Genomic DNA, 24,828 nt, shown 5'->3' with positions numbered 1-24,828 from the left:
AAAATCATGAATAAGGTAGAGAAAGCAAATCAACAAAAACGTAAAAAAAAGCGATTTCGCCTAATTTATCGAACAGCCATTTTAGTCGTTTTGTTTGGCGCTATGCTCTTTGCCATTGTTTCAAATGTACTTAGCGAGGATGAAGCGGTTGATGTAGGTGAACAGGCCCCAGACTTTCAATTAACACAATTAAATGGAGAAAATGTAGAGAATCTACGTCTATCTGATTTAAAAGGGAAAGGGGTTATGCTTAATTTCTGGGCAACTTATTGTGAACCTTGTAAGCGAGAAATGCCTTATATGGAATCCTTGTATCCACAATACAAGGAAAAAGGAGTAGAAATTGTTGCAGTAAGTGTTGATATGACAGAAATTGTGATCAATAAATTTGTAAATCAATATGATTTAACCTTTCCTATCCTTCATGATAAGTCATCAGAAGTAATGGATGCATATGGAATTAAACCACTTCCAACAACCTATTTCATTGATGAGAATGGAGTTATTGTAGAAAGGGTCTTAGGAGAATTAACTCTAGAAAACCTGGAAGGTTATCTAGAGCAAATAGTACCTAGTTAATATGTAAACGAGGGGTTTTTTATGGGAGCGTATACTTGTAGGGCTTGTGGATTTGAAAATAAAGAAGGTACCTCTATTTGTAACAAATGCGGTAATCCATTAGATGTAGAAAATAAAAAATTGCTCAATATGCGTTATGACGGTAGAGCAATTCGTTCCAAGACGAGAAATCAATCCATTGTTGATAAGATATGGAATTTTTTCTCATCTATCAAGGTAGGAGTTACCCTAATTGCGATTGCTCTTGTAGCATCAGCAATCGGAACCATCTTTCCACAAGAGATATACATACCAAATACCGTTAGCGCATCAGAACATTATCGAGATCAATATGGCATTTTTGGTCAAATCTATTATCAGCTAGGATTTCATCAGTTATATAGTTCCTGGTGGTATATGTTATTAATAGCACTTATAGGTATTTCTATTTTTATTGTTAGTTTAGATAGAGGTATCCCATTATATAAAGCATTGAAGCACCAAAATCCTAAAAAGCATGCTGCCTTCTTAAAAAGGCAAAAGCTTTATGGGGAATATAACAACTATGAGCAAAATGATGTAGACCAATTGTTATCCCACCTACGCAAGAAACGATATCGTATAACAGAAAAAGATGGCCATTATCTTGCTGAGAAAGGAAGATTCTCCAGATGGGGACCTTATGTTAACCATCTCGGTTTAATTATATTCCTTCTTGGAACCTTATTGCGCTTTGTTCCATTTATGTATATCGATGAGTTTGTATGGGTTAGAGAAGGAGAAACTGAAGTTATCCCTGGGACAGATCAGCAATACTACGTAAAAAATGAGAAATTTATTATTGAGACTTACGGAGAAGAGGAAGAGGATGCTAAATTTGACGAGGTAATTAGTAGTCAAGAGGCTCCTATTCCTAAGAATTTTCAAACGAATGCTGTTGTTTTTCAGGATATATCTGAAAATCTTCCTGGAATGGAACCAGAATTAAAAGAAGTGAAAAGTGGAGAAATTATTGTCAACGAACCTATGAAATTCGACGGATTAGCACTATATCAAGATAGCTATCAATTAAATGAGTTTCAAAGTATGTCATTTAAGTTACATGAGAAAGATGATGCAAACGAAAAAGCGATGGTTGAATTCACGGTTGACTTAACTGATCCTAAATCTGAATATACGTTTGATAATGGATTTCGTATTGAGCTAGATAGTTATTATCCGGATTTTGTGTTAGAGGATGGTATGCCAAAGTCAAGAACCAATTATCCTCGAAACCCTGGTTTTGTCTTTTTTGTATATCCTCCGAATTCAGAAGAACCTGAGGTAAGCTTCTTAGCTATTGGACAAAATATTGATCCAAATAATCAAAACAATTATAAAATTGGTTTAACTGGATTTGATGTTCGAAATGTAAGTGGATTAAAAGTGAAGAGGGATTATACGTTACCGGTAATTGGAATAGGTGCGTTCATCTTTATGATTGGTGTTGTGCAAGGGATGTACTGGCAGCATAGAAGAATATGGATTCATCCAGAAGAATCTAAACTTTTAATTGCTTGCCATACGAATAAAAACTGGTTCGGTATGAAAAATGAATGGGAGAAGGTTTCTTCCAATACTAAATTTAAATTCCTACAGGATCAAGAAGACAAAGAGTAATGATTACCGATTAGGAGGCTTACAATGGAAGACTTAATAACTTGGAGCGGCAGGCTCTTATATAGTGCCTTTATTATTTATTTAATAGCCACGTTATTATTTGCTGCTACGATAAAAGACAAAAGAAAAGAAAAAACATTTACAAAGCTACACCTTATAGCTATAAGTACAACCATTATTGGTTTTCTTGCACAGCTAGGTTATTTCTTCACGCGTTGGGCAGCAAGTGGACATGCGCCAGTTAGTAATATGTTTGAATTTGTTACGTTTTTTGGTATGATGCTTGTACTAGCATTTATTATCCTTTACTTTATTTATCGAATCGAGCTACTTGGCTTATTTGCATTGCCAATAGCCCTTTTAATTATTGCTTATGCGAGTATGTATCCAAGGGAAATCTCGCCATTGGTTCCTTCCCTGAAGAGTCACTGGTTGTACATCCATGTAACAACCGTTGCTTTAGGTGAAGCGATTTTAGCTGTTAGTTTTGTTGCTGGAATTATCTATTTAATAAGACAGATTAACCAATCAAAATCGACTGCTAAGACGAAATGGTTGGAGATCATTATGTATGCAATCTTTTCTACGTTAGGATTTGTTATCATCACTACCGCTTTTTCGATTGCAGATTATTCTGCTACATTTGAGTATACGCTGGAAGGAAATGCTACAGAACTGGATTATCAAATACCGGCAATATTTGGTCCACCTGACGGAGAGCTTCTTACTGAAGAAAGAATGGATGCACTTATTCCAACTCCAGAATGGCTACATGGCGCGGAAGCACCTCGTAAGCTAAATACATTAATATGGTCCTTATTAGTTGGATTACTATTATATACAGGAATAAGATTAATTCTAAGAAAAAGGGTGGCTGCAGCCATTCAGCCTTTTTTGAAAAAAGCGAATCCTGAATTACTTGATGAGGTTTGCTATCGATCAGTGGCGATCGGATTTCCAGTGTTCACATTAGGTGGTCTAATATTTGCAGCCATTTGGGCTCAAGAGGCATGGAATAGATATTGGGGTTGGGACCCTAAGGAAGTATGGGCACTAATCACGTGGTTTTTCTATGCTATCTTCCTTCATTTGAGGTTGACGAGAGGTTGGCATGGTGAAAGGTCAGCATGGCTAGCTGTAGTTGGATTTGCGATCATTATGTTTAATTTAATCGTCGTTAATCTGGTTCTAGCAGGTTTACACTCCTATGCCGGTTAAACCATAGCTAAAAAAGAATAATAGATCTGCGAGAAAGTACAAGAGATATTTGTCCCTTGTGCTTTTTCCGTATATACTAATAGAGTAGTGATAGGAGGTAAAATCATGGATAAGGAGCAGAAGAAAGTATTAGTTGTGGATGATGAAGACCGTATTCGTAGATTATTGAAGATGTATTTAGAGAGAGAAGAATATACGGTGGAAGAAGCAGCTGATGGAGAGGAAGCTTTAAAAAAAGCTTTAAATGAGGATTATGAAGTTATATTATTAGATTTAATGATGCCTGGGAAAGATGGATTAGAGGTTTGTAAGGAAATTAGAGAACATAAATCTACACCGATCATGATGCTAACAGCAAAAGGAGAGGAATTAAGTAGAATTCATGGTTTCGAAGCAGGGACAGATGACTACATAGTAAAACCATTCAGTCCAAGGGAAGTAGTTCTAAGAGTAAAAGCACTTTTAAGAAGAGCTGGTAATTTACAACTACAGAATCAAAGTAATCGTTCGAAAGATATGATAGAATTTCCACATCTAGTAATAGATAATGATGCACATAGAGTTCTAGCTGACCATAAAGAAGTTAACTTAACACCGAAGGAGTACGAGCTACTATTATTTTTAGCAAAAGCTCCAGATAAAGTTTTTGAACGAGAGGAATTATTAAAAGAAGTTTGGAAATATGAATTTTTCGGTGATTTAAGAACCGTAGACACCCATGTAAAAAGACTCCGCGAAAAGCTAAGTAAAGTATCCGAAAATGCTGCTAAAATGATTGTTACTGTATGGGGAGTGGGTTATAAATTTGAAGTAAAATAAATTAATTTGTAATCATTAACGATGTAATGAGTACTTAATGGGGAATCTTGTGAAATCCAGTTCTGTCCTCAAACTGTATGTACCGAGCGTATGAGAAGATTCTTAGTAGGCTAAAAGCACAAGCCAAAAGACCTGCCATTAAGCCAAATGGTTATGCTTAGAGGATTGAGCATGAAAGTATAGTTGTAGAGACCGCCAATGTATTAGACTCTTGATTTACTTTTTTGTAAAATCCTCCAAAGATTAAGGAGGAAGAATGATGCGCCGTAATTTTAGCATTTTATGGAGTCTTATTTTAGCTATTGTATTTATATCTGGATGTTCGACAAATGATCTAGATCCAGACAGTTCATCTGTTACCACAGCAAATATACAAATTTATAATGAAAATAACCTTATAAAGGAAGAAAATGTAGAAATTGATGAACAGTCTGTACTACTAGATGTACTTCAGAGAGAATTTGAAGTGGAGGTAACAGAAGATGGCTTTATCACTTCAATAGAAGGTTATGATCAAAATAAAGAGAAGAGCAAGTACTGGTTATACACGGTAAATGATGAAATGCCATCTGTCGGTGTGAATGATTATATCATTCAGGACCAAGATCAGATTGTCTTAGAATTAAAGGTGATTACTGAATGAAATTGCGTTTATCTCAATTAACTACAATTTCATTATTAGCAGCCTTAGCAGTAGTTGGGAGAATATTTTTTCAGTTTCTCCCTAATATTCAACCCGTTTCCTCCATTATCATTCTAAGTGCTTTTTATTTGGGGCCATTGGCAGGCGTACTTCTTGCAATTACTGCTGCATATGTATCTAACCTGGCACTAGGAGTGGGGATCTGGACGATATGGCAAATAATTAGCTGGGGAATCATCGGCTTAATAGTAGGATTTATCGGTATGAAATGCTGGAATAAGCCATTCATGGTAGTACTAACCATTAGTTTAATATCTGGATATGTATATGGCTTTATTCTCTCGCTCGGCACTTATACTTATAGTGGTACTTTTTTCGCTTACTATATTGCTGGCCTTCCATTTGATACCTTACATGCCATTGGAAACGTAATATTTACTATTTTGTTATATCCATTTCTTGCAAAAAACCTTCCGAAGCAAGCTTTGTCTTAGTTTTAGCAAGTGTAAGAGGAACCGCAGTATTCTTGCTGTGGTATTTCAATATGGAATTTGACATTTGGTGTAACCTTTCTTCTGTTTAATCGACAAATTACAAGAGTGAGGGGGTCTATTGGTGAAGACCACTTTTGAACAATTATACGATGAATACCACAAGGACTTATATCAGTACATTTTTTATATGGTAAAAAACAAAGAGCAAACAGAAGATATTTTACAAGATGTGTATATCAGAGTATTAAAATCCTATCAAAAGTTTAAAGGAAATAGTTCCGAAAGAACTTGGTTATTTTCTATTGCACGGCATGTCACTTTTGATTATTTTCGCAGCTTAAAAAGAAAGCGTCAGCGAATTAAAGAATTTTTTAATTGGGGTGCAGAAGGAGAGATGATTAAAGCGAATGAACCATTGCCTGAGGAAGTTACGATTTTAGATGAGCAAATGAAGTTACTGTATCGATTACTTGATCAGTGCAATTGGGATCAAAAACATGTCATTATTTTAAGGTATCTTCAGGATTTTAATATAAAGGAAACAGCAGATATTCTTGGCTGGTCAATCAGCAAAGTGAAAACAACGCAGCATCGTGCATTAAAAGTACTGAAAGCATTAATGGAGGATGCTAGGGAGAAGGAGGATGTTGATCATGAAAACAAATCATTCTAATAATAAGCAAACAGTAGAGGATTTGTTAAAAAGGCTTCCTAAAATCCAAGACAAACGATCCAAACAAGAAATCCTCCGAAATATTGAAAAAGAGTTTCAAACAATCGATGATGATACACGGCCAAGAAAAAGAAAAAAACTTTGGATTCCTGTAGTCGCAACTTTCTGCTCCATCATTGTTCTTCTTGTCGTTGCTCGAAGTTTAGATTTTGACTTGATTCAGAGGAATAATTCTTCTATGGATATTGCAATCAACGAGTCAGCGACAGAAAGAGAATATTCATCTGAATTACCAGAGAATGATGTCATAGAAAACAACTCTGTTGCAAATTCAGCAGATAGATTATTAACGGACGATTCCTTGTCCCCTTTTAAAAATATTAATGAAGACACCTTCTCTTATTCTGTTGAGTATATACAGAAAGATAACACGATTTATACAGCATGGCTTGTGGAGGACTTATCCTACATTATTCCGATCAGTTTGATCGATAGTGAAGGTCTAGTTACAAATTTAGATGATTATTATATGAAATTGGATCAATTTGTCCAACCAGAAACATATGGTTTACGTAATTTACAACTCGAAAAGCTAGATATTCAGTTAGATTCGGCTCCAAACGAGTTGGAAGTTATCTTCAATGACACTTATCCAGTAACTGCATCTAGTAACCATTTACAATCATTTAGGAAATTGATCTCCTATATGTTTAGACCATATGGTTATGAAAAATTAAAGGTAAGTGGAAATCATCCATTTGTTGAAAAGCTGTCTGAACACAATATGTTAAGCTTAATGGAATTACAGCCAGTAGCCTATAAAAAATTCCAATCTTCAGACAAAGAAACAACATGGCTCATACCAATTGAAAAAGGGCATATTTCATCATTTGAAGAGGCACTTACAGAAATGACGTTAAATGAGTCTGCTAATGAAGTTCTTGCTACGGTACCAAATGATGCTCAAATTGAGGTAGAAACAAAAGAGGATAGTGTGAGGGCAATGATACGTTCCGAGCTATTAGGAAATAACCAAGGAACAGTGACTATGATTGAAGCTATTTTAATGACCGCTAAAAGCTATGGCTATGATAAAGTAGATTTGGATATTGGATACAATCGTGTAGGGAAGTATGACCTAACAAAAGAACTAACTGTACCTATTCAAGTAAACCCGATTCCAATTCAGTAGGTTAAGTGGTCCATTGTGTCATCGAAGGCTATTTGTACACAATGGACTACATCTATTAAATATATAAGTTAACTGCCGTTCCTATCTATTGTTCGTATTTTCCATTACCTTAATGGACTCCGTAGGGCAACCTTCCTTTGCATCCAAAAGATCCTCTTCCTCTTCCTTTTTGATCGGTGTGCTCCCTTGATTGTTATCTCTCTTCGCAAATGCTATTCCTTCATCGTTATAATCAAAAATACTCGGAGCAGTTGCTCCACATACCCCACATGCAATACAGGTTTCTTGATCGACCCATGTATATAAAGGCATAAATAGGTCCTCTTTTCTTTAAAAAATATTCAATAATATTGTATCATATATATGAATTTCATATCTATTTTCTACATCCATTGGTACAATAATAAAAAGGAGTGTAAAGTAGAAAAATGTTTCAATGGATTTTATTATATTGTTTGCAGCAAGTTCAAGGTGAACGTTCTGTAGCAAACATATACCACTTAATTGTAGGGAAAAAATCAACACAATCTATTCAAGATAGTTATATTTATAACCTTTCAAAATATTATGGAATTTATCGCATCTTAAAGCGTGATCAATTTGAAGAGATGATCCATCAGTTGATAGCCGATGGATATATGAAGTTAGACCAGGATGGAAAAGGAACCCTTACAGAAAAAGGCTCTCTTTATCTAGTAAAAGGTAGTCATTTGCAGCTGCTTTCACTTAATGGGGAGAAATTTAGTGAAAAGGCACCTGCCTTTTTAGATAAGCTATTACTTCTTATACAAACTATGACGAATGTAATGGCAGGACAACGTGGGTTTATTCCGGTTATCGATAATCCTTTAATCCAAAGGGAAGTGAAACAAATAATCGCTCGGCATTCCTTATTAAGCCAAGCGAATTTCTCTAACTTATACAAGGATTTATATTCACATTTAAACACAATCCCATCAAGCTATGCGGATATTTTCGTTGACCATATGACTACATATCGACAAGTTGGATTAAGTAAACAGCAACTAGCACTTAAATATCAAGTAACTGTGTTCGATATACATTGTATATTAATGAATATAATCCACCAGCTTCTAGCGTCAATACAACAATCCTCATCCTTTTATGTGTTAGATAAAATTGATTTGGATCATAAGTCTATTCCGATAACAGAATCTGCTCAAAGAACTTATCAACAGCTGAAAAAGGGAATGGATATAGAACAAATTGCCAAGAGAAGAGGCTTAAAAGAGAATACAATTCAGGATCATATTATTGAAATAGCTTATTGGGAAAATAATTTAGTTTGGTCGGAATTTATAACGAAAAAGATATATGATGAAATTTTGCAGATAGTAAATCATCTCAATACCAATAAATTAAAAAACATTAAGTCTCATTTACCCGAGTATGTTAGTTATTTTCAAATAAAACTCGTAATTGCGTTAGAGAATAAGAAGTCCAGAAAGGAACAAACACAATGACTGGCAGGCTAGAACAACATCTAAAGCATCATTTTGGTTATGATCATTTCCGAACTGGTCAGAAGGAGATTATAGAAGCGGTGCTTTCTGAGCAGAATGTTGTTGCGGTTCTTCCCACTGGTTCTGGTAAATCAATCTGTTATCAATTGCCAGCTCTTTTGTTAAAAGGTACCGTAATCGTTGTATCTCCTTTATTATCCTTGATGACAGACCAGGTGAAGGAATTAAAAGCACACGGATTTAAGCAAGTTGCCGCAATCAATAGCATGATCACAGAATCCGAAAAACAATATATATTCAATCGTCTAAGTGAGTACAAGCTATTATACGTATCACCAGAAATGTTACAAAATAATTTTCTTCTTAAAAGGTTATACTCCCTTACCATTCCCTTAATGGTAATTGATGAAGCCCATTGTATTTCACAATGGGGCTTTGAATTCCGACCGGACTATTTAAGACTTGGTGAAGTCCATCACAAATTAAATAAACCGACTATTTTAGCACTAACAGCAACAGCTACGAAGGAAGTGCAAGAGGATATTATTCAGTCACTTCAAATGAATAATTGCATAAGATTAATATATCCGATGGATAAACCGAATATAGCTTTTAAAGTAAAACAGTTTACGGAAAGAGAGCGGAAAAAGGAGTACATTATTTCTAAATTGAGGGAATTTCCCGTTCCAACTATGATTTATTTTTCCAGTAGGAAGGAAGCGGAAAAAATAGCGATTCACCTCCAAAGCGAGCTAGCAGATCTACGTATTGCATTTTATCATGGTGGTTTAGAAACCAATGATAGGCTATTGATTCAGCAACAATTTATGCAAAACCAACTGGATGTTATATGTTGTACAAGTGCTTTTGGAATGGGGATCAATAAACAGGATGTTCGTTTAGTCATCCACTATCACATACCATCACAGATTGAATCATTTATTCAAGAGGTAGGTCGTGCAGGTAGAGACGGAGAGGAAAGTATTAGTATCCTATTGTATCATGATATGGATAAATTCATTCCTAAACGACTAACACAATCTGAATTACCAGATGTTACTACTGTTAGAATGGTATTAGAAGAAATAAAACAAAACCCTCAACTAGACTTACAAGAAATAAAGGATTTTATCTTAAGCTTGACCCAAAATAATGAAACACATTGGAGATTTTTACATTATCAAGTAGAAAAATTAGGTGTTCTCGACGTAGACGGAAAGGTTAATCATTCGTTCAACATTGATCAAAGTATGTATAAAATCGAAAAAACCATTCAAAATCGACTGGATCAAAAAAATCTAAAATTACAAGAAATGGTCGACTGGATAAATACAAAAAAGTGTAGAAGAGCGACATTGTTTCAACATTTTCAAAAAGGGTACAATAACCCTAAAGGAATATGCTGTGATAAATGTGATTTCGATTGGACTAAATGGAAGCCTGCTAAAAGAAAAGTAAATCTACAACTTAATAGCTGGAAAGATAAATTAGCCTATGCTTTTATGCAGGAAAACATAGAAAGCTAAAAAGGGAGAACAAGGTAATGGAGGGGAGTCAATCATGACGGATTTTAAAGATGATCAAGCAAGTTCCCTTCGTCAACTAGTTGATGAGCATAACAGTCAAATGGAAAGGGACCAAATATCTACTTTTCCACCGAGAAGTACAGTGCATCGTCGAATCAAAAGAAAGAATAATCCTTTCTTATTCATTCGTATACTTCTCATTGCCTTTATCGTCATTATTATTACTACCATCATTTTTAGTCTGATGGAGAAGAATTTCTAGCATGTAAAAAGCGCCTAGTTTAATGCATAGGCGCTTTGTCATATTAAAAAATCTTTTTTCGATCACGTTCTTCCTTTAATATTTCAACCGCTTCATGGAAACGTTGTGAATGGACAATCTCTCTTTCCCTTAAAAACTTCAAGGAGTCATTAATAAAAGGGTCATCCGATAAATCAATGATCCATTGGTAAGTTGCTCTAGCTTTTTCTTCTGCTGCAATATCCTCATACAAATCAGCTATCGGATCTCCTTTTGCTTGGATATAGGTTGCCGTCCAAGGAGATCCAGCTGCATTATGATAAAATAAAGCATGATCATGATTAACAAAATGTGCGCCTAAGCCAGCTGCTTCTAGTTGTTCAGGAGTGGCATCCTTTGTTAATTTATAAACCATTGTCGCAATCATTTCCAGATGGGCAAATTCCTCTGTACCGATATCATTTAACAAGCCAACAACCTTATCTGGTATCGTATAGCGTTGGTTGAGATAACGGAGTGCTGCTGATAATTCTCCGTCTGCACCACCATATTGCTCGATTAAATATTTCGCAAGCATTGGATTACATTGACTAACCTTTACAGGGTACTGAAGTTTTTTTTCGTAATACCACATTGCTGTTCCCTCCCTTTACACTTGCCATGGCCATGGGGCATTTTTCCAATCCCACGGATAATTCGAAAAGCTTCCACCAAATTGCATAAGAGGACCGAACTTACTCTCAAACTCTGCTTTTAATTGTTTGCTTTCATAAGAGGCTTGGTTAAATTGTTTTATCGCATCAAGGTCATCGGGATGGGTATCTAAATAGAGTGTAAGATCGACTAACACGAAGTCAACTGCTTGAATTTTCTCTAATAGCTGATAATAGGACTCTGGTAAAGCGGATTGACTCATCTGGTTATGCCTCCTCTCGCTTTAGATAATATGGGTCATAAAGAAATGGCCAAAGTGTACCACGAAAAAGGGCTTCTCGTGCTGTTGGATATTGTTCTAAATTAGTTGGCTGAAAATTTAAATAAAGATTAGGTGGAGTTGAATAACATTTTTTTAAGATAGGTTTGCAAGGATCTAATGGGCTTATATACGGTGTATAACATTTCACTAATGTAAAATTCAATAAAACCTTCTCCTTTCTTATCCATACCTATATCATAGTATGTGCAGGACGTTTGTCCTATGTTATTCTGAAGAGGATTCTTTTTCCTTTCTATTGCACTACATAGTAAGAAAAATATAGGAAAAACCATATCGGATATTTCACAATCGCAAAATAAAATTGTATACTAATATTATGTATTTTTACGTGGATCGGTAGGAGAGGACAAAATTGAACACTAGCTATGAACATTTGCAAAATATGATGGAAGATGTGTTAAGACAACTAGGATATCCTAATGAAATATATCACTTATTAAAAGAACCTTCTCGAGTGTTAAAAGTACGTATTCCTGTTCGGATGGATGATGATAAAATCCGAATTTTTACCGGATATAGAATACAGCATCACGATCTATTTGGTGTGACCCAAGGAAATGTCCATTTTCGACCAACATTAACGGAAAAAGAAGTCTCAGCATTGGCAATCTTAAGGAGCGTAAAAGCAAGTAATCTACAGCTACCATTAGGAGGAAGCTGTGGAGGAGTTGTGTGTGACCCTCGAGAATTATCCTATAGGGAATTAGAAAGACTATGTAGAGGATACGTTCGGGTCATTCAACACGTTATTGGCCCACAACTAGATATACCTTCATCGGATGCTTCACTTGATCCACAGATCATGGCCTGGATGATGGATGAGTATAGTAGATTGAACGCAAACGAAGATCCCAATTTTATTACAGGTAAGCCATTTGTGCTAGGTGGTTTGAAAAAGAAAGAAGAAGCTATCAAACAGGGGATCCTTCAGACAATCCTTTCTTTGACCGAGCAGCATCAGCTGGATTTACATAATACGAGAATATTAATACATGGCACTGGGCAGATCGGTAGTTATTTAGCAGATGCGTTATATGAGAAAGGTGCGAAAATTGTAGGAATATCTGACCCACAAGCTGCCATCTTTGAAGAAGATGGTATTGACATACCAGAGTTATGGAAATCTAAGGATCGTTTTGGAATCATTACAAGAAACAAAAATAGTATAACCATCGAAGAACTAATGAGACAGCAGGCAGATGTGCTAATTTTAACAACGAAAAATGAACAAATAACTAAAGAGCTTGCTGAACAATTACATTCTACTTTCATTGTTGAAACAGTCAGCCATACATTAGAAAGGGAAGCAATTCACTTCTTACATCAGCAACAAGTTCAAATAATTCCGGAAGTATTATCTACAACCGGAGGAATTATATATGCCTATATCGAGTGGATGGAACATAAGCAGGGAAAAAAGTTCACTGATGATGAGATTACAGAGTTATTTGGTACTATAATCAAGCAAGCAATCCAAGCTGTTTCAGACATCGCAGAACAGAAAGATGTAAATTTATATACTGCAAGTTATATGATTGGGTTAAGAAATCAAGCAGAAGCGTTACGATTTAGAGGCTGGCTTTAAATTAAAAGGGAGTGTTAATAAAAATGCAACAGGAGCAAGCGATTATTATTGGAGCAGGTCCATGTGGGATGTCTGCAGCCATTGAATTGCAAAATATTGGAATTGATCCATTATTGATTGAAAAGGGAAATATTGTGGATGCGATCTATCGTTATCCAACCCACCAAACCTTCTTCAGTTCAAGTGATAAATTAGAGATAGGCGATGTTGCCTTTGTTACAGAAAAACAAAAACCTGTTCGAAATCAAGCATTAGCCTATTATCGAACAGTAGCTGACCGGAAGCAATTAAGAATTAACAGCTTTGAAGAGGTAACTTCTATTGATAAGAAGAGCAACTCCTTTATTCTAGAGACCGTTAATTATGATAAGGAAATCAATCAGTATAAGGCAAAGTATATTGTTATCGCTACTGGTTATTACGGGCAACCAAACCGTATGGGGATTAAAGGAGAAGAGCTAAACAAGGTTTCCCATTATTTTAAAGAAGCACACCCCTTCTATCAAAAAGAGGTGTGTATCATTGGAGGTAAAAATTCTGCTGTAGATGCAGCGATTGAACTACAAAGGGCACGAGCTAAAGTCACTGTACTATATCGTGGTCAAGATTATTCTCCAAGTGTAAAACCATGGATTTTACCAGAATTTGTTTCACTCATCAAGCATGGTAAAATCAAAATGGAATTTAATGCTGATCTATTAGAAATAACGAGAGATAAAGTTATTTATGAAGTAGATGGGAAGAAAAAAGAATTAGATAATGATTTTGTATTTGCAATGACAGGATATCAACCAAATCAATCCTTCTTAAAGGATATTGGGATAACTGTGGATCTTGCTACCGGTCGACCAACCTTTAACCCAGATACAATGGAAACAAATATTGAAAATGTCTATATTGCCGGTGTTATCGCAGCCGGTTATGATAATAACGAAATCTTTATCGAAAATGGTCGATTTCATGGAGGGTTAATTGCCAGATCAATTCATAACAAATAATGTTTTAGTCACAAAAAGCTTGTTCTAATTCATAAGTTGTTGCTCCTTGTTCTAAAAGGAGCATTAACTTTATTCTTGCTTTAGGACCATTCACATGATTAGCAAAGATCACTCCAATATCCTGTAATGTTTTCCCGCCACCTTTATAGTTATAAGTCGGTTGAACTCTGCCTTGATAGCAACGGGTGACCAAAACAATGGTAATACCATAATCGATTAATTGCTTTAGAGCTGGCAGAATATCTGGTGGCACATTTCCTTGCCCAAATCCTTCTATAACAAGACCGTCAACTTCTTGACTGCATAGGCACGATAGGATGGAAGGAGACATACCAGTAAAAGCTTTTATTAGAAATACATTCCTCGTTAATTGCTTAGGTTGATAATATTCTTTTTCATCCGTTAATAGCTGATAGAAGTTTATACTTTTTTTATTAACAAAACCGATCGGTCCAACAGGAGGACTCTTAAAAGTTGAGACATTACTAGTCGATGTTTTCGTAACATATTTCGCTGTATGTATCTCATCATTAAATACAACAAGTACGCCATGGTTTCCTGCCTTCTTATATGAGGCAACTTGAATAGAGCATAGCAGATTGTACAAGCCATCTGAACCTACATCATTACTAGAGCGCATGGCACCTGTTAACACAATAGGTATAGAGGTCGATAGGGTAAGGTCAAGAAAATAAGCAGTTTCCTCTAAAGTATCGGTGCCATGGGTTATGACGACACCTCTCGTTGTCTCTTGAATATTGCTTTCCACAAATTGTGCAAGCTTTAACATATGGTTTGGTGTAATATGTGGCGAAGGTAATGAGAATAATTCTATTTCTCTAATCGTAAAATCTGTTGATTGAACTTTATCTAATAAAGGATGATTCTCACTTGATCCAACATGACCTTCATGGTCTTGAACCATCGATATGGTTCCACCAGTATGAATTACTAAAATTTCTTTCATTTTATCCCTGCCTTTTTAGGTAGTGTATTCGTAGTTTTTTGAGAGTAGGTGTCGATTTGTTTGGACTTTTAACAGCAGCTATAGCTCCCGCTTTTGCCATATTAGCTTTTTTTTACCTAAAGGATGAATATGAATTAGAACCTTTATCCGCAGTAACCAGAACTTTTACCTATGGAGCTTTATTAGTGTTCCCTATTATGTTCATCCAATATGCTTTTATCGAAGAAGGGATTGCTCAAACACCCATGTGGAGAAGCTATTTTCTCTTTGGTTTATTAGAGGAATTCTTTAAATGGTTCTTCTTCTTAATTACTACCTATAAATATTCGAAATTTTCCTCTGTATATGATGGTATCGTTTATGGTGTATCGATCAGCTTAGGATTTGCTACGGTTGAAAATTTGCTTTATTTATTCGCACATGGTATTGAAAGTGCCTTTAGCCGTGCCATATTCCCTGTATCCTCCCATGCTCTATTTGGTGTTATTATGGGATATTACATGGGAAGAGCAAAGTTTCGTTCTAAGAATAGCTATTTCCATTTATTGATCGCATTAATTATACCAGTTATTTTACACGGAACCTATGATTTTATTTTAGAAACCATCACCAAATCTTGGTTATATTGGTTAATACCATTTATGATTGTATTATGGTTTTATGGATTAAGAAAGGTAAAAATGGCCAACGAATATTCCAAGCTTCATCAATATGAAATATGAAAAAGCTAGCAGGTGGAAATTTTCACCTGCTAGCTTTTTTGATTATTTATAAACAGTGGACTTAACAGATTTATTCCTTCATCAACACTTACACAAAAAATCATGAATAATTTACCTTTAATTAATAAAACCTATCGATATATCAATTCAATTTATGGGGCTAAATGGAGGTAATGAAAATGAAAGTGCTCAAAACTGGCATGCTAATTGTATTTATTTTTTCCCTTCCTTTCTTGTTAACATCACAAGAGACGGAGGTTAAAGCATTTAGTGATCAAGTAATACAACACGGAGCAACTGGTGAAGACGTCATTGAGCTTCAAGCAAGACTTCAATATCTTGGTTTTTATAACGGAAATATTGATGGAGTATTTGGCTGGGGGACTTATTGGGCTTTAAGAAATTTCCAATACGAATTTGGGTTAGATATTGATGGATTAGCTGGGGAAGAGACAAAACAAAAGTTGATTAGTGCTAGCGAGTATAACAAACAATATGTAAGAGAACAGATAAACAAAGGAAAAGACTTTACCCATTATGGCGGAATGGATATGGAGAAACAAACAAAAGAAAAAAATCCATCACCAAATAATCAAGGTCAAGAAACGGAACAAAATAATGCAAAGGAAGAGGATCTTGAGCCAACAGCAGTGAACGTTCCTCAAGGTTTTTCACAAAATGATATAAAATTGATGGCAAATGCCGTTTATGGTGAAGCAAGAGGAGAACCATATCAAGGGCAAGTAGCTGTAGCTGCTGTTATTTTAAATAGAGTGGAAAGTCCAAGTTTTCCCAATACCATCTCAGGTGTTATTTTTGAGCCACGTGCGTTTACAGCTGTAAGTGATGGGCAGATTTGGTTAACACCAAATGAAAAAGCACGGAGAGCTGTATTAGATGCGATTAATGGTTGGGATCCAACGGGTGAAGCTATCTATTATTTTAACCCTAATACAGCCACATCTGATTGGATATGGTCAAGACCACAAATCAAAAAAATAGGAAAGCATATATTCTGTATGTAAATTGGAGGTGTTATGATGTTTAGATGGCTATTAATTACTTTATTAAGCTTAGGAATAGTTGGGGTTTCTGTTTGGGGATATCAAGAGCATCAAGAAAAAAATGCCATATTGATACAAGCAGAGAACAGCTACCAACGCTCCTTTCATGATTTAGCCTATTATATGGATTTATTACATGACAAAATCGGATCAACCTTAGCGATGAATAGTCGTGAACAATTATCTCCACAATTAGCTGAAATTTGGAGACTTACTTCTATGGCACACGGGAATGTTGGTCAACTCCCACTCACGTTACTACCTTTTAATAAAACAGAAGAATTTTTGTCACAAATGGGTGATTTTAGTTACCAAACAGCAATTAGAGATTTAGAAAAAGAACCATTATCAGATAAGGAACTACAAACCTTTGAATCGTTATATGAAATGTCTGGAGATATTGAATCAGAATTAAGAAAAGTTCAAAATATGGTTTTAAATGAAAACTTGAGATGGATGGACGTCCAGTTAGCATTAGTAAATAATGATGAACAAGCAGATAATACGATTATTGATGGATTTAAAACAGTGGAAAAAACGGTAGAAGGATATTCTGAAGGAAAAATGAATGCTAGCTTAATGGGAACATCTAGTAAAAAAGATGGTTTTAGCATCCTTGGTGATGAAAAAATATCGAAAGAAGAAGCAAAGAAAAAAATAAGAGAATTACTACAAGTGGATAAGGAAACAGAAATCAATGTTACTACTACTGGAGACGGGGCTACAGTTCCTTTATACAGTGGATCGTACCAGAAAAATAACCAATCAGGTTATATCGATATTACGCAAAATGGTGGTCATCCACTTACAATGATGATCAATCGAGAGGTGACGGAAGCTAAAATTGGTCTAAATAAAGCAACTCAACTAGCAGAACAATATCTGCAGGATTTAGATTTTGAGGAGTTAGCTTTATTAGAAAGTAATCAATATGATAATGTAGGGGTCTTTCATTTTATTCCTCAAGTCGATGACGTCTGGATTTATCCTGATGTGATTCAGGTTAAAGTAGCTTTAGACAATGGAGATATTTTAGGACTTGTGGCAAAAGATTATTTTGAGAACCATCGGGATCGAGAGATTCATTCACCAAAAATTACAGAAGAAGAAGCGAGAAAGGAAGTCAATCCTAACCTGAAAATTCATGAAAATCATCTAGCTATTATCGAGGATGATTTAGGAGAAGAAGTCCTAGCGTATGTCTTCTTAGGTACATTAGGAAACGACAGCTACAAAATATTTATCAATGCAGAGTCCGGTGATGAAGAGCGTGTTGAAAAGCTAAAACAAGCAGAAATTAGATATTAGTTCGATCTAGAGAAGGGAATCTGTTCCCTTCTCCCTTTTTTTTGTGATAATATATAAGAGGTATTTATTCATCATCCATAGAAGAGTTATGGCGCTCTAGTAGGTGGTCCTAAGGATGATGACGGTTTACGCTCTGAAAAGAGAACCACAATGAAAGGGGCTTTTAGTGTGACAGAAAAAAAAATAGCTATTGCGATTGATGGTCCTGCAGCAGCTGGGAAAAGTACAGTAGCCAAAAAGGTCGCAGAAAAACTACATTATGTATATATTGATACGGGTGCGATGTATCGCTCGTTAACATACAAGGTGCTCCAAGACAATATAGATATAAAGGATGAAAATGCTGTCCTTAATCTTCTAAAGAAAACAAACATTTTATTGGATCAACATTTTGATGTATACGTAAATAACGAAAAGATAACGGCGGAAATTAGAACATCAGATGTAACGGATCATGTGTCTCTTATAGCTTCTTATCCTTCAGTTAGAGAAGAAATGGTTACACGTCAGCAAAAGCTTGCAACAGATCGTGGGGTTGTCATGGATGGTCGAGACATTGGAACAAGAGTGCTACCTGATGCGGAAGTAAAGGTGTTTTTAATAGCAAGTGTGGAGGAAAGGGCAAAAAGAAGACATGAAGAAAATGTTACTAAACACCTCCCTAGTAATTTCGAACAGATTAAGTTAGATATCGAGAAGAGAGATCGAATGGATACTGAAAGAACCGCTTCACCTTTAAAGAAAGCAGATGATGCGATCGAAATTGACACAACCTCACTTAGCATTGAGGATGTAGTCAATAAAATTCTTTCATTAGTGCAAGAGGTGGAATAAATATGAGTTTCTATAAATTTGCTCGCTCTGTTGTTAAGCTATGGTTAAAATCAAAGTATAAAGTAATAACTGTAGGAACGAAACATATCCCTAAAACAGGTCCCGTAATTATTTGTTCCAACCATATTTCTAATTTTGACCCCCCAGTAGTTGGAATTACGTGTCCACGAGAAATTCATTTCATGGCAAAGGAAGAGCTATTTAATAATAAAATGCTTGCGTTTATTTTAAAGCATGTCCATGCATTTCCAATCAAAAGAGGGATGAAGGATAGAAATGCCCTTCGAAAGGGCTTAGAGGTCTTAAAGGATGGAAATGTGCTTGGCTTGTTTCCAGAGGGAACGAGAAGTAAGACAGGTGAATTAAAAAAAGGTTTAGCAGGAGCTGGGTTTTTTGCTCTTCGTTCTAAGGCAACCATTATTCCTTGTGCGATTATTGGTGATTATCGTGGTAAGGATCCACTAAAGGTTTCCTATGGTCCACCAATTGATATGGAGGGATTAAGAAGTGAAAAAGCTTCCGCACAAGAAGTAACAGATGTTATAATGGAACATATTAAAAAAATCAAAGAAAATTATTAACTTCAACATCGTTTTAACTTGACAAATTTGTCTAAATGTTAGAAGTTAGAAAAAAGCACATTTATGTTTTTTGTGTTGTAATTTGAAGGAGGTCTTTGTCATGGAAGAGATGAACCAAGAAAATTCCGAAATTAAAGAGCTTTCCATTGGTGACATTGTTAAGGGGAAAGTGGTTAAGGTAGAGGAGAAGCATATACTAGTAGATATCGGTCAAAAGGTGGAAGGAATTGTTCCTATTAGTGAACTATCTGCCTTGCGTATTGACACTGCAAGTGACGTGGTTAATGAGGGAGACGAACTAGAATTACAAGTAAAGAAAATAGAAGATGAAGAGATCGTTTTATCTAAAAAAGCGGTCATTGCTGAAAAGGCTTGGGAGGATTTACAAAAACAGTTCGACGAAAATCAAACACTTGAAGCAGTAGTGAAGGATGTCGTAAAAGGTGGTCTAGTGGTAGATGTGGGAGTAAGAGGCTTCATCCCTGCTTCCTTGGTAGAAACACACTATGTAGAAGACTTTTCAGATTACAAGGATAAACCACTTACATTAAAAATTGTCGAATTAGATAAAGAGCAAAATCGTATTATTCTTTCCCATCGAGCTGTAATAGAGCAAGAAGCACAACAGAAAAAGTCAGAATTGCTAGAGCAATTAGAAGAGGGTCAAGTGTTAGAAGGTACCGTTCAACGCATCACAGACTTCGGTGTGTTCGTAGATATAGGTGGAATTGATGGTTTAGTACATATTTCCCAATTATCACATACTCATGTCGACAAGGCTTCTGATGTTGTATCAGAAGGTGATACCATTCAAGTTAAAGTACTATCCGTGGATAAAGAGGAAGAAAGAATCTCATTATCCCATAAAGCTACACTTCCTGGCCCATGGGACAACATCGAAGACAAGATTGCAGTAAATGATGTGGTAGAAGGTACAGTTAAACGCTTAGTGAACTTTGGGGCATTTGTAGAAGTATTACCTGGTGTAGAAGGACTTGTTCATATTTCTCAAATTTCGAGAGAACATATTGGAACTCCAGGGGAAGTACTAGAAGTTGGTCAAAAAGTAAATGTGAAGGTGCTTGAAGTGAATGCTTCTGAAAAGCGTATTTCATTGAGTATAAAAGAACTAGAAGAGGAAAAACAAGACCAGGAGATCAAACAATATGAAGCTACAGAAGATCAATCAGGATTCCAGCTTGGAGACATGATTGGCGATAAGCTAGATAAGTATAAAAATTAGTGTTTTTAAGGGCTACTTCATTTAACAGATGAGTTGAATGTGGTAGCCCTTGTTTTTTGCTCCACTTTCTTTCATATAGTTTATCATCAGATGTATAAATAAAGCTGTCATGTCGATAATGATAAGGGTGATAGCTATGAACGAAAATCTATTTTTATGGGGTATTTGGTTGCTTTGGTGTTTAGTTACCTTTTTTATGGGGAAGTCGATCCAGCGGACTTATTATGGAATTGGTTTGCTTCTATTAAGCATATGTGTTCCTTATACACTTGAACTAAGTGGTATTTTATTTCCTATGTCCCTTATATTCCTTTTATTATACAGCTTTCTAGGTCTTGTGTTATTCCCGCTAAAGCTAAAAAAATATCTGCTTATCCTCTTATTTGCTTATCTTTATGTGATTTATTTCCTTTGGAGATTTACTAGCCCAATATTTGATGATAGCTGGTTTGTTACCTTAGCTATTGTGTTCTCTACTGTTGTATTCATGTTCGTTGAAAAACAATTTCAGTCGAAAATCTTAATGTGGTGTACAAGTCTAGCGATTGGTCACACACTTTATACATTTATTTGTTGGAGTTATTATTTACAATACAATATTAACTTTCAACACTTCTACAATATCTTTGTCGGAGTGATCGTCCTTTTTACGATACAACACTTTTGGAAAACATTTATGCATAAGGTGGATGTGCTACTTCAGGTGATTGAATCAAAAAAGGTAAGTTAATTCTTTTTAATAAACGATAATTATGTTATGTAAACTAAACTTCTATAAGCTTGTCTTTTTCCAATCGTTTATGGTAACTTTAATAGGTGATATGAAGATGGTGAAATTTATTGAGGAAGGATGTGCCTTCATGAGAAATTCAGTAGTTGCGATAGTAGGAAGGCCTAATGTTGGAAAATCGACGATATTTAACCGATTAGTAGGAGAAAGAATTTCAATTGTTGAGGATATACCTGGTGTTACAAGAGATCGAATTTATGCAAAGGCTGAATGGTTAAATAATAATTTTCGATTAATTGATACTGGTGGTATTGAAATAGGAGATGAACCATTACTGATACAGATGAGAGAGCAAGCAGAGGTTGCAATCCGTGAAGCAGATGTCATCATTTTTCTAGTAAATGGACGTGAAGGAATTACCGCAGCAGACGAAGAAGTGGCAAAACTGCTATTTAAATCAAGTAAACCAATTGTCCTAGCTGTTAATAAAATAGATAATCCTGAAATGCGTGAGCAAATATACGAGTTCTATTCTTTAGGATTTGGTGAGCCATATCCTATATCAGGAACTCATGGACTCGGTTTAGGTGATCTATTAGATCGAGTAGTAGATCTATTTCCTGAACATCTTAATGATGAAATTGAGGATGATGTTATTCATTTTAGCTTAATTGGGAGACCTAATGTAGGGAAATCCTCTTTAGTAAATGCATTGTTGAATGAAGAAAGGGTAATAGTAAGTGATATTGCAGGCACCACACGAGATGCGATTGACACATCTTTCACTAAGGAAGATCAGGATTTCGTCATTATCGACACTGCCGGGATGAGAAAAAGAGGAAAAATCTATGAAACTACAGAAAAATACAGTATTTTGAGAGCATTAAAAGCAATCGAGCGATCTGATGTCGTTTTGACTCTAATCGATGCAGAAACAGGTATAATTGAGCAGGACAAAAAAATTGCTGGCTATGCTCACGAAGCAGGTAAAGCAGTAGTTATTGTTGTAAATAAGTGGGACACGATCGAACAACATGATCATGCAATAAAGGAATTTGAAGAAAAAATTCGAGCACATTTTTCATTTCTTGATTATGCACCAATTGTTTTTCTTTCAGCAAAAACCAAAAAAAGAATTCATACATTAATACCAAAAATAATTCAGGCAAGTGAAAATCACACCAAAAGGGTGGAAACGAATGTATTAAATGATGTCATCATGGATGCTCTAGCTATAAATCCAACACCGACGAAACACGGGAAGCGTCTTAAAGTACTATACGCTACTCAAGTTGCTGTAAAACCTCCAACTTTCGTGGTATTTGTTAATGATCCTGAATTAATGCACTTTTCTTATGAAAGGTATTTGGAAAATAAAATAAGAGAAGCATTCGGTTTTGAAGGAACACCGATCAAGATTTATGCAAGAAGACGGAGTTAGGGGGAATTAAAGATGTCAAAAGTTGCTGTTTTAGGTGCAGGTAGTTGGGGAACAGCTTTAGCAATGGTTCTCCAAGATAACCATCATGATGTTCGGTTATGGACACATAAAGAAGAACAGAAAAAAATGATGATTGAAACTAAAAAAAATGAAAAATATTTACCAAACATTGTTTTGCCATCAGACTTAAAGATTGTAGATTCAATGGAAGAAGCAACTAAAGATGTAGATGCGGTTGTATTAGTAGTGCCAGCCAAAGCGATTAGAGAGACATGTAAAAAACTTCAGCCATATCTTCATGACAACCTTCTCGTTATTCATGGTTCGAAAGGGATTGAACCAATTTCACATAAGAGAATTTCTGAAATTATTGAAGAAGAATTAACGGGAACAAACTATTTGGATATTGTTGCATTGTCCGGCCCAAGTCATGCAGAAGAAGTGAGTTTAAAACATCCTACCACGGTAACAGCTGCCTCAACAAAGGAAGAGGCTGCTAGAATAGCCCAGGATCTCTTTATGAATCAATACTTTAGAGTGTATACAAGTAAGGATATTATTGGGGTTGAGTTAGGTGGGGCATTAAAAAATATTATTGCCTTAGGTGCAGGTATTTCCGATGGACTCGGCTATGGTGATAATGCGAAAGCAGCCCTAATTACGAGAGGACTTGCAGAGATCTCTAGAATTGCTACTGTATTAGGGGCAAACCCATTTACCTTTATTGGTTTATCAGGAGTAGGGGATCTAATTGTAACCTGCACGAGTGTACATAGTAGGAATTGGCGTGCAGGAAATTTATTAGGAAAAGGGAAAAAATTAAAGGAAGTTCTCCAGCATATGGGGATGACGGTCGAAGGTGTTAGAACAGCTGAGGCCACATACCAGTTAGCTGAAAAATGGGAAGTGGAGATGCCTATTACTTCGGGGATATATGAGGTGATTTTTCATGACAAGCACCCAAAGGATGTTGTTGACAAATTGATGCAAAGAAATAAAACAAATGAAATGGAAGACATCATCCGAATATGGTCCAATAGGTATTCTCATTAACTGTTTACACACTCCTTGCATACTATGGAATGGAAATCTATAGTTAGGAGGAGTGACATTGAGCGATTACAAACAAAAAATGTTTGATCAAATACAAAAAAAATCAAACATTCAGGCTGATGAAATTATGAAGGTAGCCCAATCTGTGCAAAATGCAGATTTTTCTGACGAAGCTACTGTTAGAAAGTTAATTCGCCGCCTTTCAAATATGGCAGGTAAACCTGTCTCAAAAGAAAAAGAAGATAAAATTGTCAAAGCCATTACGAACAATAATATGCCTGCAGATATGAATACACTGAGTAAATTATTTAAAAAGTGATCCTATGGGCACATGAGGATGCAATATCCAATTGCTTCGCATAGAATAAATCGCACAAGCATTCACTTTCAGGGTGAATAAGGGTATTAATTTAGTCATTGCCGAAGTAGATCTGCCCCTTCTACCTCGGTTTTTTTTTATTAATCATTGTTTTTTGTTCATTGAAGAAAATTAAGGATGATGGAGTAATTGTGCTATAATATTTATGATCGATAGGATCTAAACGATTTGAATGCTTATACGAAGGAAAGGATGAAATGATATTGTCAGCTTCAATGATGATGATGTGGGTTTCTTTTGCTGGAATGTTTGCACTATTTTTGGCAATTGGGCTAATCTTACTAAGTAGATATAAATTGAAAGGGATTGTAGCAGGCATTGTAGCAACATTTGCTTATGCTTTTTTAATTATTGGCGGTTTAATTATCGCATTTGTTGTACTAAGAGGACCTACAGCATAAATGGAGGCGAAAGAGACA

The 24,828-nt window shown here is 35.6% G+C and carries 29 protein-coding genes; 24 read left to right on the top strand and 5 right to left on the bottom strand.

Annotation, left to right across the window (positions count from 1 at the left end; translation table 11 throughout):
- Positions 1-6: 6 nt before the first annotated feature.
- The 8 genes from resA to ACZ5R4_RS02880 all read left to right on the top strand — a co-directional run bounded on the left by resA (position 7) and on the right by ACZ5R4_RS02880 (position 7,256).
- Complete coding sequence (resA, locus tag ACZ5R4_RS02915; protein WP_054787995.1) at positions 7-579, top strand: thiol-disulfide oxidoreductase ResA; 573 nt, start codon at positions 7-9, stop codon at positions 577-579.
- 21 nt (positions 580-600) lie between these two features.
- Entirely contained in the window at positions 601-2,217 is a 1,617-nt protein-coding gene (gene resB, locus ACZ5R4_RS02910; RefSeq protein ID WP_464368053.1) for a cytochrome c biogenesis protein ResB, read from the top strand.
- Positions 2,218-2,241: 24 nt separating this feature from the next.
- A complete protein-coding gene (gene ccsB, locus ACZ5R4_RS02905; RefSeq protein ID WP_109984239.1) occupies positions 2,242-3,435 on the top strand; it encodes a c-type cytochrome biogenesis protein CcsB in 1,194 nt (397 codons plus the stop codon).
- 105 nt (positions 3,436-3,540) lie between these two features.
- A complete protein-coding gene (locus ACZ5R4_RS02900; protein WP_054859342.1) occupies positions 3,541-4,254 on the top strand; it encodes a response regulator transcription factor in 714 nt (237 codons plus the stop codon).
- A 259-nt stretch (positions 4,255-4,513) separates the two neighbouring features.
- Positions 4,514-4,897, top strand: coding sequence for a DUF4430 domain-containing protein (locus ACZ5R4_RS02895; RefSeq protein ID WP_054787959.1), 384 nt, complete (start codon positions 4,514-4,516; stop codon positions 4,895-4,897).
- Positions 4,894-5,391, top strand: a complete 498-nt coding sequence (locus ACZ5R4_RS02890) for an ECF transporter S component (RefSeq protein ID WP_342767735.1) — start codon at positions 4,894-4,896, stop codon at positions 5,389-5,391. The genes ACZ5R4_RS02895 and ACZ5R4_RS02890 overlap by 4 nt, the downstream gene beginning before the upstream one ends.
- A gap of 121 nt (positions 5,392-5,512) precedes the next feature.
- The gene (locus ACZ5R4_RS02885; RefSeq protein ID WP_109984241.1) at positions 5,513-6,064 is read left to right on the top strand and encodes an RNA polymerase sigma factor SigX; all 552 of its coding nucleotides are present in this window, start codon (positions 5,513-5,515) and stop codon (positions 6,062-6,064) included.
- A complete protein-coding gene (locus ACZ5R4_RS02880; protein WP_464368052.1) occupies positions 6,045-7,256 on the top strand; it encodes a hypothetical protein in 1,212 nt (403 codons plus the stop codon). The genes ACZ5R4_RS02885 and ACZ5R4_RS02880 overlap by 20 nt, the downstream gene beginning before the upstream one ends.
- 81 nt (positions 7,257-7,337) lie before the next feature.
- Here ACZ5R4_RS02880 and ACZ5R4_RS02875 read toward each other — a convergent pair whose 3' ends face one another.
- A complete protein-coding gene (locus tag ACZ5R4_RS02875; protein ID WP_109984243.1) occupies positions 7,338-7,568 on the bottom strand; it encodes a ferredoxin in 231 nt (76 codons plus the stop codon).
- Positions 7,569-7,711: 143 nt separating this feature from the next.
- On the opposite strand from ACZ5R4_RS02875, the gene ACZ5R4_RS02870 reads away from it, so the two are divergent.
- The 3 genes from ACZ5R4_RS02870 to ACZ5R4_RS02860 are packed head-to-tail and all read left to right on the top strand — an operon-like array spanning position 7,712 to position 10,528.
- Positions 7,712-8,740, top strand: a complete 1,029-nt coding sequence (locus tag ACZ5R4_RS02870; RefSeq protein ID WP_464368051.1) for a YpbB family protein — start codon at positions 7,712-7,714, stop codon at positions 8,738-8,740.
- A complete protein-coding gene (locus ACZ5R4_RS02865) occupies positions 8,737-10,266 on the top strand; it encodes a RecQ family ATP-dependent DNA helicase (protein WP_109984245.1) in 1,530 nt (509 codons plus the stop codon). The genes ACZ5R4_RS02870 and ACZ5R4_RS02865 overlap by 4 nt, the downstream gene beginning before the upstream one ends.
- Positions 10,267-10,300: 34 nt before the next feature.
- Positions 10,301-10,528, top strand: a complete 228-nt coding sequence (locus tag ACZ5R4_RS02860; RefSeq protein ID WP_054859346.1) for a hypothetical protein — start codon at positions 10,301-10,303, stop codon at positions 10,526-10,528.
- 43 nt (positions 10,529-10,571) lie between these two features.
- On the opposite strand, the gene ACZ5R4_RS02855 is transcribed toward ACZ5R4_RS02860, so the two are convergent.
- Genes ACZ5R4_RS02855 through ACZ5R4_RS02845 form a run of 3 tightly spaced genes read right to left on the bottom strand, consistent with a single transcriptional unit; the run spans position 10,572 to position 11,646 of the window.
- Complete coding sequence (locus tag ACZ5R4_RS02855) at positions 10,572-11,141, bottom strand: manganese catalase family protein (RefSeq protein WP_054859347.1); 570 nt, start codon at positions 11,139-11,141, stop codon at positions 10,572-10,574.
- A gap of 15 nt (positions 11,142-11,156) precedes the next feature.
- Positions 11,157-11,423, bottom strand: a complete 267-nt coding sequence (locus ACZ5R4_RS02850; protein WP_054787965.1) for a spore coat protein CotJB — start codon at positions 11,421-11,423, stop codon at positions 11,157-11,159.
- A gap of 4 nt (positions 11,424-11,427) precedes the next feature.
- Positions 11,428-11,646, bottom strand: a complete 219-nt coding sequence (locus ACZ5R4_RS02845; RefSeq protein ID WP_054859348.1) for a spore coat associated protein CotJA — start codon at positions 11,644-11,646, stop codon at positions 11,428-11,430.
- A 210-nt stretch (positions 11,647-11,856) separates the two neighbouring features.
- Between ACZ5R4_RS02845 and ACZ5R4_RS02840 the strand changes: the two genes are divergently transcribed.
- Together ACZ5R4_RS02840 and ACZ5R4_RS02835 are read left to right on the top strand one after the other, a co-directional pair.
- Positions 11,857-13,089 carry a Glu/Leu/Phe/Val family dehydrogenase gene (locus ACZ5R4_RS02840; RefSeq protein ID WP_109984246.1) on the top strand — a complete coding sequence of 411 codons (1,233 nt, stop codon included), beginning with the start codon at positions 11,857-11,859 and terminating at the stop codon, positions 13,087-13,089.
- Positions 13,090-13,112: 23 nt separating this feature from the next.
- Positions 13,113-14,087: a YpdA family putative bacillithiol disulfide reductase gene (locus tag ACZ5R4_RS02835; protein WP_109984247.1), complete on the top strand. Its 975-nt coding sequence runs from the start codon at positions 13,113-13,115 to the stop codon at positions 14,085-14,087.
- A gap of 4 nt (positions 14,088-14,091) precedes the next feature.
- Here the strand turns inward: ACZ5R4_RS02835 and ACZ5R4_RS02830 are convergent, their stop codons facing one another.
- A complete protein-coding gene (locus ACZ5R4_RS02830) occupies positions 14,092-15,054 on the bottom strand; it encodes an asparaginase domain-containing protein (RefSeq protein WP_054859352.1) in 963 nt (320 codons plus the stop codon).
- Positions 15,055-15,110: 56 nt separating this feature from the next.
- Here ACZ5R4_RS02830 and prsW point away from each other — a divergent pair, with 56 nt between their 5' ends.
- The 11 genes from prsW (at position 15,111) to ACZ5R4_RS02775 (ending at position 24,810) form a co-directional block, all read left to right on the top strand.
- A complete protein-coding gene (prsW, locus tag ACZ5R4_RS02825) occupies positions 15,111-15,776 on the top strand; it encodes a glutamic-type intramembrane protease PrsW (RefSeq protein ID WP_054787996.1) in 666 nt (221 codons plus the stop codon).
- Positions 15,777-15,976: 200 nt separating this feature from the next.
- On the top strand, positions 15,977-16,801 hold the full coding sequence (gene sleB / locus ACZ5R4_RS02820; RefSeq protein WP_464368464.1) for a spore cortex-lytic enzyme: 825 nt from the start codon (positions 15,977-15,979) through the stop codon (positions 16,799-16,801).
- Positions 16,802-16,816: 15 nt separating this feature from the next.
- Positions 16,817-18,148: a germination protein YpeB gene (gene ypeB / locus ACZ5R4_RS02815; protein ID WP_109984249.1), complete on the top strand. Its 1,332-nt coding sequence runs from the start codon at positions 16,817-16,819 to the stop codon at positions 18,146-18,148.
- Positions 18,149-18,316: 168 nt separating this feature from the next.
- Entirely contained in the window at positions 18,317-18,982 is a 666-nt protein-coding gene (gene cmk / locus ACZ5R4_RS02810; RefSeq protein ID WP_464368050.1) for a (d)CMP kinase, read from the top strand.
- 2 nt (positions 18,983-18,984) lie between these two features.
- The gene (locus tag ACZ5R4_RS02805) at positions 18,985-19,563 is read left to right on the top strand and encodes a lysophospholipid acyltransferase family protein (RefSeq protein ID WP_464368049.1); all 579 of its coding nucleotides are present in this window, start codon (positions 18,985-18,987) and stop codon (positions 19,561-19,563) included.
- A gap of 100 nt (positions 19,564-19,663) precedes the next feature.
- The gene (gene rpsA / locus ACZ5R4_RS02800; RefSeq protein WP_109984252.1) at positions 19,664-20,806 is read left to right on the top strand and encodes a 30S ribosomal protein S1; all 1,143 of its coding nucleotides are present in this window, start codon (positions 19,664-19,666) and stop codon (positions 20,804-20,806) included.
- A gap of 136 nt (positions 20,807-20,942) precedes the next feature.
- Positions 20,943-21,536: a YphA family membrane protein gene (locus ACZ5R4_RS02795; RefSeq protein WP_277677936.1), complete on the top strand. Its 594-nt coding sequence runs from the start codon at positions 20,943-20,945 to the stop codon at positions 21,534-21,536.
- 130 nt (positions 21,537-21,666) lie between these two features.
- On the top strand, positions 21,667-22,977 hold the full coding sequence (gene der / locus ACZ5R4_RS02790; protein ID WP_054859688.1) for a ribosome biogenesis GTPase Der: 1,311 nt from the start codon (positions 21,667-21,669) through the stop codon (positions 22,975-22,977).
- A gap of 12 nt (positions 22,978-22,989) precedes the next feature.
- The gene (locus ACZ5R4_RS02785; protein WP_109984254.1) at positions 22,990-24,030 is read left to right on the top strand and encodes an NAD(P)H-dependent glycerol-3-phosphate dehydrogenase; all 1,041 of its coding nucleotides are present in this window, start codon (positions 22,990-22,992) and stop codon (positions 24,028-24,030) included.
- A gap of 58 nt (positions 24,031-24,088) precedes the next feature.
- The gene (locus ACZ5R4_RS02780; RefSeq protein ID WP_054859356.1) at positions 24,089-24,349 is read left to right on the top strand and encodes a stage VI sporulation protein F; all 261 of its coding nucleotides are present in this window, start codon (positions 24,089-24,091) and stop codon (positions 24,347-24,349) included.
- 275 nt (positions 24,350-24,624) lie between these two features.
- Positions 24,625-24,810, top strand: a complete 186-nt coding sequence (locus ACZ5R4_RS02775; RefSeq protein WP_464368048.1) for a DUF2768 domain-containing protein — start codon at positions 24,625-24,627, stop codon at positions 24,808-24,810.
- Positions 24,811-24,828 lie beyond the last annotated feature (18 nt).

This window comes from Gracilibacillus sp. JCM 18860 (genome assembly GCF_055395245.1).
The sequence above is the reverse complement of the archived record's forward strand: the minus strand, read 5'-3'. Positions and strand labels throughout refer to the sequence as shown.

What these genes read in the sequence shown, in the direction of transcription:
- ypeB (WP_109984249.1), top strand. Translation starts at nt 16,817, where the DNA reads ATGTTTAGATGGCTATTAATTACTTTATTAAGCTTAGGAATAGTTGGG.
- ACZ5R4_RS02900 (WP_054859342.1), top strand. Translation starts at nt 3,541, where the DNA reads ATGGATAAGGAGCAGAAGAAAGTATTAGTTGTGGATGATGAAGACCGT.
- der (WP_054859688.1), top strand. Translation starts at nt 21,667, where the DNA reads ATGAGAAATTCAGTAGTTGCGATAGTAGGAAGGCCTAATGTTGGAAAA.
- ACZ5R4_RS02835 (WP_109984247.1), top strand. Translation starts at nt 13,113, where the DNA reads ATGCAACAGGAGCAAGCGATTATTATTGGAGCAGGTCCATGTGGGATG.
- ACZ5R4_RS02875 (WP_109984243.1), bottom strand. Translation starts at nt 7,568, where the DNA reads ATGCCTTTATATACATGGGTCGATCAAGAAACCTGTATTGCATGTGGG.
- sleB (WP_464368464.1), top strand. Translation starts at nt 15,977, where the DNA reads ATGCTAATTGTATTTATTTTTTCCCTTCCTTTCTTGTTAACATCACAA.
- ACZ5R4_RS02805 (WP_464368049.1), top strand. Translation starts at nt 18,985, where the DNA reads ATGAGTTTCTATAAATTTGCTCGCTCTGTTGTTAAGCTATGGTTAAAA.
- resA (WP_054787995.1), top strand. Translation starts at nt 7, where the DNA reads ATGAATAAGGTAGAGAAAGCAAATCAACAAAAACGTAAAAAAAAGCGA.
- ccsB (WP_109984239.1), top strand. Translation starts at nt 2,242, where the DNA reads ATGGAAGACTTAATAACTTGGAGCGGCAGGCTCTTATATAGTGCCTTT.
- rpsA (WP_109984252.1), top strand. Translation starts at nt 19,664, where the DNA reads ATGGAAGAGATGAACCAAGAAAATTCCGAAATTAAAGAGCTTTCCATT.
- ACZ5R4_RS02775 (WP_464368048.1), top strand. Translation starts at nt 24,625, where the DNA reads ATGATGATGATGTGGGTTTCTTTTGCTGGAATGTTTGCACTATTTTTG.
- ACZ5R4_RS02855 (WP_054859347.1), bottom strand. Translation starts at nt 11,141, where the DNA reads ATGTGGTATTACGAAAAAAAACTTCAGTACCCTGTAAAGGTTAGTCAA.
- ACZ5R4_RS02860 (WP_054859346.1), top strand. Translation starts at nt 10,301, where the DNA reads ATGACGGATTTTAAAGATGATCAAGCAAGTTCCCTTCGTCAACTAGTT.
- ACZ5R4_RS02890 (WP_342767735.1), top strand. Translation starts at nt 4,894, where the DNA reads ATGAAATTGCGTTTATCTCAATTAACTACAATTTCATTATTAGCAGCC.
- ACZ5R4_RS02865 (WP_109984245.1), top strand. Translation starts at nt 8,737, where the DNA reads ATGACTGGCAGGCTAGAACAACATCTAAAGCATCATTTTGGTTATGAT.
- ACZ5R4_RS02895 (WP_054787959.1), top strand. Translation starts at nt 4,514, where the DNA reads ATGCGCCGTAATTTTAGCATTTTATGGAGTCTTATTTTAGCTATTGTA.
- ACZ5R4_RS02795 (WP_277677936.1), top strand. Translation starts at nt 20,943, where the DNA reads ATGAACGAAAATCTATTTTTATGGGGTATTTGGTTGCTTTGGTGTTTA.
- resB (WP_464368053.1), top strand. Translation starts at nt 601, where the DNA reads ATGGGAGCGTATACTTGTAGGGCTTGTGGATTTGAAAATAAAGAAGGT.
- ACZ5R4_RS02785 (WP_109984254.1), top strand. Translation starts at nt 22,990, where the DNA reads ATGTCAAAAGTTGCTGTTTTAGGTGCAGGTAGTTGGGGAACAGCTTTA.
- ACZ5R4_RS02830 (WP_054859352.1), bottom strand. Translation starts at nt 15,054, where the DNA reads ATGAAAGAAATTTTAGTAATTCATACTGGTGGAACCATATCGATGGTT.
- ACZ5R4_RS02880 (WP_464368052.1), top strand. Translation starts at nt 6,045, where the DNA reads ATGAAAACAAATCATTCTAATAATAAGCAAACAGTAGAGGATTTGTTA.
- ACZ5R4_RS02850 (WP_054787965.1), bottom strand. Translation starts at nt 11,423, where the DNA reads ATGAGTCAATCCGCTTTACCAGAGTCCTATTATCAGCTATTAGAGAAA.